At 53.7% G+C, this 11,002-nt stretch carries 13 protein-coding genes and 1 pseudogene; 3 read left to right on the forward strand and 11 right to left on the reverse strand.

The features are described from left to right. The 10 genes from glmM to rpmE all read right to left on the reverse strand — a co-directional run. Positions 1-1,205: phosphoglucosamine mutase (gene glmM / locus FBQ85_19090; GenBank protein MDL1877242.1), on the reverse strand; the 1,205-nt coding region annotated here is incomplete at its 3' end. A 155-nt stretch (positions 1,206-1,360) separates the two neighbouring features. Then, on the reverse strand, positions 1,361-1,615 hold the full coding sequence (locus tag FBQ85_19095; protein ID MDL1877243.1) for a hypothetical protein: 255 nt from the start codon (positions 1,613-1,615) through the stop codon (positions 1,361-1,363). Next, positions 1,581-1,874 carry a BrnT family toxin gene (locus FBQ85_19100; protein MDL1877244.1) on the reverse strand — a complete coding sequence of 98 codons (294 nt, stop codon included), beginning with the start codon at positions 1,872-1,874 and terminating at the stop codon, positions 1,581-1,583. The genes FBQ85_19095 and FBQ85_19100 overlap by 35 nt, the downstream gene beginning before the upstream one ends. A gap of 14 nt (positions 1,875-1,888) precedes the next feature. Then, positions 1,889-3,349, reverse strand: coding sequence for a phosphomannomutase/phosphoglucomutase (locus tag FBQ85_19105; protein MDL1877245.1), 1,461 nt, complete (start codon positions 3,347-3,349; stop codon positions 1,889-1,891). Next, on the reverse strand, positions 3,309-4,256 hold the full coding sequence (gene prmC / locus FBQ85_19110; GenBank protein MDL1877246.1) for a peptide chain release factor N(5)-glutamine methyltransferase: 948 nt from the start codon (positions 4,254-4,256) through the stop codon (positions 3,309-3,311). The genes FBQ85_19105 and prmC overlap by 41 nt, the downstream gene beginning before the upstream one ends. Positions 4,257-4,271: 15 nt before the next feature. Continuing rightward, complete coding sequence (locus FBQ85_19115) at positions 4,272-5,339, reverse strand: peptide chain release factor 1 (protein MDL1877247.1); 1,068 nt, start codon at positions 5,337-5,339, stop codon at positions 4,272-4,274. Positions 5,340-5,543: 204 nt separating this feature from the next. Further along, on the reverse strand, positions 5,544-5,738 hold the full coding sequence (locus tag FBQ85_19120; protein MDL1877248.1) for a hypothetical protein: 195 nt from the start codon (positions 5,736-5,738) through the stop codon (positions 5,544-5,546). After that, positions 5,725-5,964, reverse strand: coding sequence for a hypothetical protein (locus FBQ85_19125; GenBank protein MDL1877249.1), 240 nt, complete (start codon positions 5,962-5,964; stop codon positions 5,725-5,727). The genes FBQ85_19120 and FBQ85_19125 overlap by 14 nt, the downstream gene beginning before the upstream one ends. An 85-nt stretch (positions 5,965-6,049) precedes the next feature. Then, complete coding sequence (locus tag FBQ85_19130; protein MDL1877250.1) at positions 6,050-7,024, reverse strand: DUF1385 domain-containing protein; 975 nt, start codon at positions 7,022-7,024, stop codon at positions 6,050-6,052. A 118-nt stretch (positions 7,025-7,142) separates the two neighbouring features. Next, entirely contained in the window at positions 7,143-7,367 is a 225-nt protein-coding gene (gene rpmE / locus FBQ85_19135; GenBank protein ID MDL1877251.1) for a 50S ribosomal protein L31, read from the reverse strand. Between the two features lie 612 nt (positions 7,368-7,979). On the opposite strand from rpmE, the gene FBQ85_19140 reads away from it, so the two are divergent. The 3 genes from FBQ85_19140 to FBQ85_19150 all read left to right on the forward strand — a co-directional run bounded on the left by FBQ85_19140 (position 7,980) and on the right by FBQ85_19150 (position 10,712). Beyond that, on the forward strand, positions 7,980-8,285 hold the full coding sequence (locus FBQ85_19140) for a hypothetical protein (protein ID MDL1877252.1): 306 nt from the start codon (positions 7,980-7,982) through the stop codon (positions 8,283-8,285). Positions 8,286-8,371: 86 nt separating this feature from the next. After that, on the forward strand, positions 8,372-8,980 hold the full coding sequence (locus tag FBQ85_19145; protein ID MDL1877253.1) for a hypothetical protein: 609 nt from the start codon (positions 8,372-8,374) through the stop codon (positions 8,978-8,980). Next, complete coding sequence (locus tag FBQ85_19150) at positions 8,970-10,712, forward strand: hypothetical protein (GenBank protein ID MDL1877254.1); 1,743 nt, start codon at positions 8,970-8,972, stop codon at positions 10,710-10,712. Before FBQ85_19145 ends, FBQ85_19150 begins: the two co-directional genes overlap by 11 nt. Before the next feature lie 163 nt (positions 10,713-10,875). Here FBQ85_19150 and FBQ85_19155 read toward each other — a convergent pair. Then, a pseudogene (locus FBQ85_19155) lies at positions 10,876-11,002 on the reverse strand (sugar transferase).

Raw genomic sequence — 11,002 nt, forward strand, 5'->3', positions numbered from 1 at the left:
TCAAGCAGATCAAGCTGTTCATGGGCATAGACGTCCTGGAGCTTCTGCAAAACTGCCTTCGCTTTCTGTTGATCATCAAGCTCGAGCTTTTTGCGGCACATCACATATTGCGGCAGCGCGTGATGCAACTCACTCAACGGGCCTTGAAACTCCGCGAGATGTTGCAGCATGAATGCGATGCCCACCAGCGAATCCCTGCCGAGATGAACCTCCGGCGAGATGACGCCGCCGTTGCCTTCGCCGCCGATCACCGCGCCGATCTCGCGCATGCGCTTGGCAACATTGATCTCGCCGACTTTGGTACGTTCGACGGTGCAGCCGTGCTTTTCAGCAAGATCATCGATGACGCGCGAGGTTGAAGCATTCACCGCAACTTTGCCTTTCTTGCGTCGCAGGAAAAAATCCACGGCAAGGGCTAGCGTATATTCTTCCCCAAGCGGCTTGCCCTTTTCTGAAACCAGCGCCAGGCGATCGGCATCCGGATCGACCGCAAGGCCAATATCGGCGCGGTGTTCCTGCACGGCGCGGCCCAGCTCGGTTAAGTTCTCAGGCGTCGGCTCAGGATTGCGCGGAAACCGCCCGTGCGGCTCAAGATTAAGATAGGTGACATCACAGCCGAGGCTGTCAAGCAATTGCGGGACAATTACGCCGCCCGCGCCATTCACACAATCCGCCACGACTTTGAATCTACGTCGGCGAATTTGTTCGACATTCAAATAAGGCAGGCTTAACACCGCTTGCAGATGATCTGAAACCGCGTTGTTATAGGCTCTCAGCGCGCCGAGTTGATCCCACGTTTTCAGCGCAAAAGCGCGGCTCGCGCGAATAGCATTTACCTTTGCGCCTTCTTCGCCGTCGAGAAACAGGCCGTCATGCGCCAGCAGTTTCATGCCGTTCCACATCACGGGATTGTGGCTCGCGGTGAGAATGATGCCGCCGGCCGCATGTTGTTTTTCAGTGGCCAATTGTGTGGTGGGAGTCGAGGCAATGCCGAGATCGACAACCTCACAGCCGGTGGCAAGCAAGCCGGCAGTGACAGCGCCGTGCAACATCGGCCCGGACACGCGCGAATCGCGGCCGAGCACGACTTTGCCGGTTTTGCAATATGTGCCGAATGCCTGCGCAAACGTCAATGCAACTTCAGGGGTCAATCCTTCACCAACCACCCCGCGTATGCCGGAGATGCTGATCATGAGTTGAGACACGGGAACTCCTTTGGAAGTCAAATCGAACTATTTTTTCAGGAAACCGGACGGGACTATGAAGACCGCCGTTTGATTGGTTTAATCCTGGTACTTTCAATGCATGGAATCTCTTCCTCGGCGCGGCCGTCATACTTTTCAAGTTGCATGCACTTGACTCAGGCTTTTTGTTTCTGCAAGCGCCGCTTTTTGTCGAGGCGAATTCGGGTCATCTGCAACACCAAACGCAGGGCTTCATTTACCTCCTCGTCACTCGAAAAAGCCTTTGCAATATCCGGCTCCAAAAGTACGAGATTGGTGCCCGCGCGATAACGTTCCGCATATTTGCCTTGCACACCGCCAGGCAATAGGTGGCGCAAATCATAGTGCGGACGCAGTTCATCGTTCAAATCGGTTTTTGATTTCCTTTTCATAGGCTCTTCTCTCCGTCGGGTTTAACCGCCGAGCGCTGATGATGCGAATTCTCTTACCGCGCTCGGTATAGGCTACCATCAACAGCCTCTGCCGTTCCGAGACTCCGATAATAATAAAACGTTCTTCTCGAATTGAATGATCAGGGTCATCAATTGCAATACTCAATCGGTCGCGAAACACGGTCGCGGCCTCGCCAAAGGATATTTTATGCTTCCGTAGATTCTGGCTTGCCTTGCTCGGATCCCATTCAAATTCCATCGAGTAGCCCCTTGCTACGCCACTTCAAAATCCTCATCCGTGAATTTAACCGACGGATATTCACGCAGCTTCTTTTTGAAAATTTCTGCGATTTGGTGCAAGCGTTCTTGTGTCTTCGCCTCGAAGCGAATCACCAGCACCGGCTGCGTGTTTGAAGCGCGCACCAGGCCCCAGCCGTCGCCGAACAGCACGCGCGCGCCGTCAATGTCAATGACTTGATAACTTTTCTTGAAATAGGCGACGAGATCGGCGACGACGTTGAACTTGTCTTCGTCCGTCGCATCGATGCGAATCTCGGGAGTGGAAACGAATGCCGGCACCTCATCGTGCAGTTGCGCCATGGTTTTGCCGGATTGCGTGAGAATTTGCATCAGGCGGCCGCTGCCAAAAATGGCGTCGTCAAAACCGAAGTAGCCGTCGCTAAAGAAAATGTGTCCGCTCATCTCGCCGGCAAGCGGAGAATGCTCCTCCTTCATTTTTGCTTTCAACAGCGAATGGCCGGTTTTCCACATCAAGGGTTTGCCGCCGGCTTTCTCAATCATCTCCGGCAAGGCCTGGCTGCATTTTACATCGAAAACGATGGTGGCGCCCGGATAGCGCGTCAAGGTATCGCGTGCGAACAGCGCCAAAAGCTTGTCCGCGAAAATCGGGCGGCCAAGATTGTCGATAATGCCCATGCGATCGGCGTCGCCGTCATAGCCGATGCCCAAATCCGCTTTCTCAGCCAGGACTTTCTCGCGCAAATCTTTAATGTATTTCATCACCGTCGGGTCAGGCAAATGATTGGGGAAATTGCCGTCCGGCTCGGCATATAGGCGCACGACTTCACAACCCATCTCTTCCCACAAATCGGGCGCGAACAACGCGCCGCAACCGTTGCCGGGATCGACGACGATCTTGAGTCTCTTGTGAATTTTGACGCGTTGCTTGATGGCGGAAATGTATTCGGGAGTAATGGTGACGATCTCGATTTTACCCTTGCCGGTGGCGAACTGATTCGAGCGGATGATTTGATAAAGTTCCTGAATATCCTGGCCATAAACCGCGCCCACGCTGAGATGGCCGTCGTCCGCCCGCAGGCCTTTTGACATTTTGAAGCCGTTGTATTCGCGCGGATTGTGACTGCCGGTGATCATCACACCGCCCTCAGCCTCGAAATGAATGATGCCAAAATACTGCGTGGGCGTTGGCACCACGCCGATATCGATGATGTCGACACCACAACCCAGCATCGCATTCACCATCGCGTCGCGCAAACGATTCGAGGAGAGTCGTAAATCGCGCCCGACCACGAGCCGCTTGCGGCCTTGCGCCAACATCCAGGTCGCAAAAGCTTTTCCGATGAGCGCAACGTTCTCATCGGTCAATTCCGTCTCCGCAATACCGCGAATATCATATTCCCGGAAAATGTTGCTGTTGATCACCAGAGCCTCCTCAGCTTTTTTGTGCAGTGAGATGCCGGGGCCATCCGGCATAATCCGGCATGATCTCGACACTCGCAAAGTTGGATTCCCGAAAGAGTTTTTCAATCGCAGCGCTTCTCTGGCTCGCCATTTCGCAAGCCACCCAGCCGCCGGGTTTCAAATGACGCTGGCAGAACGCCAAAATACAACGATAAAATTTGAGTCCATCGCCCTCGACAAAAAGCGCGGCTTCCGGCTCAAAATCCCGAATTTCCGGCTGCAACTCGTCGCGCTCCGCCGGCAGAATGTAGGGCGGATTCGACACGACGATATCAAATTGATTTGAATGAATGGCATCTATAGAAGCACACATGTCGGCTTGGCGAAAAGTAATTTTCTGCGCCACGCCATTCGCTTGCGCATTTTCCTCCGCCACTTTCAAGGCTTCCGCTGAAATGTCGATTGCCAGCACCTTCGCCGCCGGCAGATGTTTGGCAAGGCTGACGGCGAGGCAGCCGGAACCCGTGCCCAAATCAGCAATGCGTGCGGCCTTGAACGTTTGCGCCAATGTGATGACTCTTTCCACCAACAGCTCCGTCTCCGGCCGCGGAATGAGCACGGCGGGATTGACTTTGAATTCAATACCAAAAAATTCGCAGGATTGCAAGATATATTGCAGCGGCTCCCGTTGCAGCCGCCGGCAGTAATATTGCTTGAGTATTTCTTGCTGCTCGACGGTGAGAACACGATTGCGTTCGACATAAAGCTCTGAACGTCGGGTTTGCAGAATGCCCGCCAGCAGCCACTCCGCTTCGGCGAGAGCAGAAGGAAATCCGGCCTTTTGAAAATGTTCGGAAAGACTGCGAATCAACTGGGGGAGGGGCTGATTTACATCGACAGATGTCGTCATGCTCATGTACAGCGATTGAGGAGATTGCCGCGCACGCAGGTGATGAGCGGAGGCAATGTTTGTTTCCACGAATCCCGCCAGCGCTTAGATTTCTTGTTTGAGTTTCTCTGTGCGATCGGCCAGAGAAAGCTGTTCGATAAACTCGTTCAAGTTCCCGTCCAAAACCTCATCCAGCCGGTAAATCGTCAGGCCGATGCGATGATCGGTCACGCGGTTTTGTGGGAAATTGTAAGTACGAATTTTATCGCTGCGGTCGCCGCTGCCCACCATTTGTTTGCGCGCGCTGGCAACCTTGGCGCGCTCTTCGTTTTGTTTGATCTCGAGCAAGCGCGAACGCAAGACGCGCAGCGCTTTGGTTTTGTTTTTGAGCTGTGATTTCTCGTCCTGGCATTGCACCACCAGTCCCGTGGGAACATGCGTGATGCGCACGGCAGAATCCGTGGTGTTCACGCTTTGCCCGCCCGGTCCGGAGGAACGAAAAACATCGATGCGTAGATCGTTCATGTTGATGTCAATGTCGACTTCTTCGGCCTCGGGCAGCACGGCCACGCTGGCCGCGGAAGTGTGAATGCGGCCGCTCTGTTCCGTGGCCGGAACACGTTGCACGCGATGCACACCGCCTTCGTACTTCAGTTTGCCGAAGACGTCCTTGCCGTTGATTTGAAAAATGATCTCCTTGAAACCGCCGATGCCCTGGGCATTGCTCGATATGACTTCAAGCTGCCAGCCCTGGCGCTCGGCGAAGCGTGTGTACATGCGGTAAAGATCGCCGGCAAACAAGCCCGCCTCGTCGCCGCCGGTGCCCGCGCGAATTTCCATGATGGCGTTGCGCGCGTCCGAGGGATCGCGCGGCACGAGCAACAGCTTTAATTCTTCTTCGAGGGCGGGCAGCCGGGTTTCCAATTCTTCCAATTCGACCGAGGCCAATTCGTGCAGTTCGCGATCGTTGCTTTCGGTGAGCAGGCGCTTATCGTCGTCGATACTGCGCAGCAGAGATTTATATTCATGATATTTTTTGACTACGGCTTCGAGTTCGTTGCGTTCTTTTGCCGTGTCGCGCAAACGTTTGGGATTGGCCGCAACTTCCGGGCTGCTCAACAGCGCGTTTAGCTCTTCGAAGCGTTTTTCTATTTTGTCGAGTTTGGCCAGCATTTTATTTTGTTTTTTTAACGGGAATGTTGCGCAAGATCAACGTTGCGGTGTCAGGCTCGATCGTGAAGCGGTATTTGCCCAGAAAATTCATGCCGAGGAGTCCATCGAGCTGAAAGCCTGGAGGAAGGTCAACAATTGTCACCAGCATATTTTTTTGCATCTTGCCACCGACGACGAAATCATCAATACGTAGAGTTGAGGCCGTCACGAGTTCGGTGCAATCGTAACCTTTTGAACTGTCGGTTCCGCAACGACTTGATCCAATGCTTTCCGGCTAATCGCGCAAACAGCCGCACCAGTATCAACCATGAACCTCAAACCGAAACCATTCAGTTCCACCGGCACGAGCAATACGCCGCCATAAGCAAAACGCCCGTCAATCCGATCACTCTTTTGCAAACATCACTCCAATGCCTTGTGGAATCGGGTCGCCGGCATAAAAAGAATAAAGCTCTGCGCCGGGGTGAGCTTCACGATATAAGCGCCCGTTCTGATATATTTTCCTCTGATCGGAGCCATTGAACAGAAGCCGGCCCCGCAAAGGATTGCGATAGCGATCACGTTTGGTGATTTCAACAACCACCCATTGACCATTGCATTGCTCTTCTATTTCTGAAATTTTCAAATCGTCGCGCATGGCTGTTCTCCCGTTTGAATGCAGAACGTTGTGATACTTTCAAGTCATCACCTGAACCTTACCCACCTCAGGATTAAGCCGTTTGCACCGCCACTGCTTTCCCGTCGTCCACGATGACGTTGGGCAATGCCGCAACATCCTTGCCCAGCGCGGCTTGCAAAGCAACAATCGCAACTTCCAATTGAGAATGATCCGGCTCGCGCGTGGTCAGGCGCTGCAGCCACAGGCCGGGCGCAATCAGTGTGCGCCAGAAGGGATGGCGATAGCCGGCGCCCGACAATCGGATCAACTCATAGGAGACGCCGCCAATCACCGGGATAAACAGCAAGCGTACCAGCCGTTCTGCCACCGTGTCGGGCCGGCCGAGAAACATAAACACGAAGATGCTGACCACCATGACAATCAGCAAGAAACTGGTGCCGCAACGCGGATGGAAACGCGAAAATGCAGCGGAGTTCTCGGGCGTTAACTCAGTGTTGGCTTCATGATTGAATATACTCTTATGCTCGGCGCCGTGATATTCGAACACGCGCTGAATTTCTTTGATGCGCGAGATCAATGCGATATAACCCAAAAAGAAAATCATGCGGATGATGCCGTCGATCAAATTAAACCAAAATCCCGAACGCGCGCCGGTGAGATCCGTCAACACCAGCGGAATATAAAAGAAAATTCCCAGGCCGATGGCGAGCGTAATCCCGAGCGTCAACCCCATTTTAATTTTGTCGGATTTCGAGCGCTGGCCGGGCAAGGACGGCGTGGCGGCTTCTTTGCCGTTGCCGGCCGGGCGCATGTCGTGTTCCACCAAGTCGCCGGAATAGGTTAGTGCTTGCATGCCAAGCACCAGCGCTTCGATCAACACGATCGCGCCGCGAAAAATGGGCAGCGCAAGAAATTTGTGGCGCGCCAGCAGCGAGCGATACGGCTTTTTCAAAACTGTGATCGAGCCGTTGGCGCGGCGGCAGGCTACCGTGACCATCTCTGGCGTGCGCATCATCACGCCTTCGATGACTGCTTGTCCCCCAACCATGAGTTGACTTTCAGCCATAGCGTTGTTTTCGCTCAATGCTTTGGTGTTTTGGATTTTTATCCGCTATAAACAAAAAACGGAATACATCGTTCTTGCTTCTGATGATGCATTCCGTTCATGCCGTTGAATTCACTCGTTAAGCTTGTGCCGGTGCGCTCTTTGCTGTAGCCTCGTATTTTTTTCTGAATTTTTCCACGCGGCCGGCAGAGTCAATGAGTTTTTGTTTGCCGGTAAAGAACGGATGGCATTGGGAGCAGATTTCAATGCGCTGCTCTCCGATCGTGCTGCGCACGCGGAAGGTGTTGCCGCAGGCGCAGGTAACCGTGCCTAAACGATAATTCGGGTGAATACTGTCTTTCATGTCGATCTCCAAAATCTGGCATTGTTTTCAGGAAGGCAAATATAAAACGGAGTGTGCATAAATGCAAGCCTATTCTCCGCTTTCCTCGGGCGCGCCAGCGCCTGGGGTGTGGCCGGAAAGCCAATTTTCGCTCAAAACTCCTACTAAGAATCGGGTCGTTAGCATCACGAAAAATGCACGTGATGGGGCTTTCGGCTACACCCCAAGGCGTTCCACGTGCTTTGATCGCCGATACTTTTTGGAGCACGGATGAGGACGAACGAAATGTTAAATGAGCGGTATTGGTTGTAGGCCTGTTGTGAATTATCGCATCATAACTTTTGCTAAGGTTCATAAAATAATGGCATTGCTATAAATTCTAATTTCAAAATATTTAGTAAAAATATTATTAAATATAAATTTTTTAGTATTATTTGTACAAAAAATATTGACAAATACAAAAAAATGTACTATCGTGTTCGCCACATTGGGTATAATTTGTTCCCTTTAAATAAAAAACGCTGCGTTCATGGCGATGAACGCAGCGTGCATACAATCAAGCCGACAAAATCAGCTCGATCGCAAAAGCAACCGAATATAGCTGATTTTGCCGGAGATTTCAATCTTTAAAATGTGGCATCGCCACAGAAAGGCAAAGTCATGCGGATGGAAGATTGGATTGAAGGTCCGGTGTTGCGCGTTATCGATGGCGACACCTTCGAAATGCAAGTTGCTGTGGTGGGCGCGGGCAACGACTATCCTTACAAACCGGTTGAGCTAATTCGCCTCAGCCAAAGCGCGCCGCCGCCCGGCACGGAGGCGGGCGAAGCAGCCAAGCGCCGGCTCGAAGCGCATGTCGGCGGAAAGACTGTGCGCTGTTACATCAAATCGCGCGACCCAGAAAGTTATCTCATCAGCGATGTCACTGTGCGCGAATGAATTCGAAATACTGGCCGGTTGCTTGTCGGGTGATCCTCCTTCATGCGCTGCTTTGGGTGACCGGCCGGCCTCACCAACCATGAGTCATGTTTATGCCAACCTATACTTTTTTACCATTGGAAGAGATTGCGGAAATCTTCGTCGGCCTGGCGCGCCAGGGCCGGGTTGCGCCCGCGCAAAAATACGGCTTGCGCATGAGCCTGATCGGCATGAAAGCAATTCATCATGCCGGCCTGAATTGGGAAGCGATTGAGACCGTGAGTCTCCTGCCGGAAATTGATCCGGCTTTTTATCAGATCGCCGCCGGCGATTTGTTGGTCACCTGCCGGGGCACGGATGTTCGTCTTGCATTAACGCCGGAGAAAGCCGCGGGCATGCTGGTCGACTCCAACATAATCGTTGTGCGCTGCGGCCCCGAATTTCTGCCGGCAGTGTTGCATGCCTATTTCTGCCATCCCGCGGGCCGCAACGTGCTGGAGAAAGCCTCGCAATCCACCACCAAACAAAAAAATCTTACCGTGCGCGCCCTTAAAAAAATCCGGTTGCCGCTGCCGCCACTTCCGCGCCAGCATCAACTCGCCAGATTGCTGGCCGCAGCCGAACGCCAGCACGCATTGGCGCTGGCCGCCGCGGAAAAACGCCTGGAAATTGCTCGGCAAATCACGTTGAACACGTTGTTCGAAAATGGAGGGTAAAATGTCAAACCCTGTTTTTACTGTTGAGTCGCTCAGCGCGCAGTTCATTGCCGCGGTGGATTTGATGCGCGCCGAAATCGATCCCCTGCTGCTGCGCAATCATTTGTTAGCCCTTATTTTTTTGAAACGCGTATCGGATGAATTTCAAGCGCGCTACGATACCGTGTATGCGCGTGAACTCGCCCGCGGCAGCGCGGAATCTGAAGCCGCGAGTATTGCAGGCGACCCGGATGAGCATCGCTTTTTTGTGCCGCCGGAGGCGCGCTGGCCGCTGTTGTTGGCGGCGCAAGACACGTGCGTACATGCGCTGGCCACGGCATATGCCGCTTTGGCGCAGCGCAATCCGATTCCGCTGATGGGGGTGTTCAATCAAATTCATTTAGATGCGGCGGTAAAAGATTTGGGGCTGGCCGCGACGAATGCTTTGCTGTATCGATTGTTGCAGCATTTCGATGCCGTCAAGCTCCTGCCCCAGCACTTTTTGACCGGCGAGGTTTTCCATCAAGCGTTGGCGCATGTACTCAATTATTTTGCCCAGCTAGCAGGCAAGCGAGCCGGAGATTTTGCCAGCCCGCCGGCAATCATGCGTCTGCTTGTCGAACTTTTGCAACCGCAAGAGGGGATGCGCGTTTGCGACCCCGTGTGCGGCGCCGGCGGAGGCCTGGCGGCATTCCGGCAATATCTGGCGGAACACGCAGGCAATCCGCAAAATCTCTCGTTGTACGGCGAAGAACTTGAGGCCGAAACATTGGCGCTTTGTCAATTGCAAATGCTGTTGCACGGGCTGGCAGATGTTCATCTCAAACTGGGTGACACCCTGGGGGATCCCATTTTGGATGAAGAGGGCCGCTTGATGACATTCGACCTTCTGCTAGCGCATCCGCCGATGCCGCTGACCAATTGGAATTTTGAGGAGGCGCTGCATGATTCCTGGCAACGCTTCGCAGACGGTGTGCCGCCGCAGAAACGCGGAGACCTTGCTTTCGTGCAGCATGCCCTGGCCGCGCTCAACCAGCGCGGCCGCGCGGCCATCATCGTGCCGCACGGCGCATTGTTTCGTACCGGCGTTGAAAAAGACATTCGTGCCGCACTGTTGCATCCCCAGCGCGACGTTATCGAGGCGGTGATCGGCTTGCCCAGCGGCCTGGGTTACGGCGCGAGTTTACCGTTCGCCGTTTTGATTTTGAATCGCAGCAAGCCCAAGTCGCGTCACGGCAAAGTGCTGTTTATTGACGCCGCCAGCCGCATCGAGCTCAAAAGTATGCAGCAGGGATTACAAGAGGCGGACATACTCAAGCTTGTTGCCGCTTACCGCGCCTTTGGTTCTGCAGATAAAATGGTTTCCGCTTTCGAGCAACTGATGCGAGAACGCCGGGACAATCTTGCCAAGCTGCAACAGCGTGAGCTTGAGAACTGCGCTGCAGACGCCGACCGCAAGCAGGCGCTAATTGATTATTTTGAGGCGCGCCGGCAGGCGCTGGCGCAGGCGGAAGATCGTGCACGCAACTGGCTGGCGCAAAACCGGAATCTAACCGGCTTTGCCGCGGTTGCAACGTTGCGCGAGATTGAAACAAGACATGATTTCAATCTCATGTTTTCGCGCTACGTCTCCGGCGAACCGGTTGTTCGAAAGCTCGATATTGCAGCCGACCTCAAAGCATTGCGTGACATGGAAATGCAACGGCAGGAAGCGGAAGATGAGATGGATCGCCTGCTGGCGGAATGGGGGTAGGTTTGACGTTCAATGAAAAGCCGCTAAAGCGTTTTCAGCTTCAGCGGCTTTTGCCTATTTTTGACTACGTTTAGCCTGCTGTGATGCCCATCTTCTTTTTCAACTCGGCGAGTGAATCAGCGGCCTTGCCCGCTGCGGGCGTTGCCAGCGCTTTGTCGATTTGCTCATCCAGGCTGGTGCTGCGCAGCCAGCGTCCAAAGCGAGTCAAACGCTGCTCATCAGGCAGTAGCGTGCCGGCGCTGTCACGGGCGTCGGTCATCGTGCGGAACTTGAGCAGTGTGAAAGGTCTG

The sequence above is a fragment of the Cytophagia bacterium CHB2 genome (assembly GCA_030263535.1).
GTDB lineage: Bacteria > Zhuqueibacterota > Zhuqueibacteria > Zhuqueibacterales > Zhuqueibacteraceae > Coneutiohabitans.

What these genes read in the sequence shown, in the direction of transcription:
- FBQ85_19095 (MDL1877243.1), bottom strand. Translation starts at nt 1,615, where the DNA reads ATGAAAAGGAAATCAAAAACCGATTTGAACGATGAACTGCGTCCGCAC.
- FBQ85_19100 (MDL1877244.1), bottom strand. Translation starts at nt 1,874, where the DNA reads ATGGAATTTGAATGGGATCCGAGCAAGGCAAGCCAGAATCTACGGAAG.
- FBQ85_19105 (MDL1877245.1), bottom strand. Translation starts at nt 3,349, where the DNA reads ATGCCGGATGGCCCCGGCATCTCACTGCACAAAAAAGCTGAGGAGGCT.
- FBQ85_19115 (MDL1877247.1), bottom strand. Translation starts at nt 5,339, where the DNA reads ATGCTGGCCAAACTCGACAAAATAGAAAAACGCTTCGAAGAGCTAAAC.
- FBQ85_19130 (MDL1877250.1), bottom strand. Translation starts at nt 7,024, where the DNA reads ATGGCTGAAAGTCAACTCATGGTTGGGGGACAAGCAGTCATCGAAGGC.
- rpmE (MDL1877251.1), bottom strand. Translation starts at nt 7,367, where the DNA reads ATGAAAGACAGTATTCACCCGAATTATCGTTTAGGCACGGTTACCTGC.
- FBQ85_19145 (MDL1877253.1), top strand. Translation starts at nt 8,372, where the DNA reads ATGTTTATGCCAACCTATACTTTTTTACCATTGGAAGAGATTGCGGAA.
- FBQ85_19150 (MDL1877254.1), top strand. Translation starts at nt 8,970, where the DNA reads ATGGAGGGTAAAATGTCAAACCCTGTTTTTACTGTTGAGTCGCTCAGC.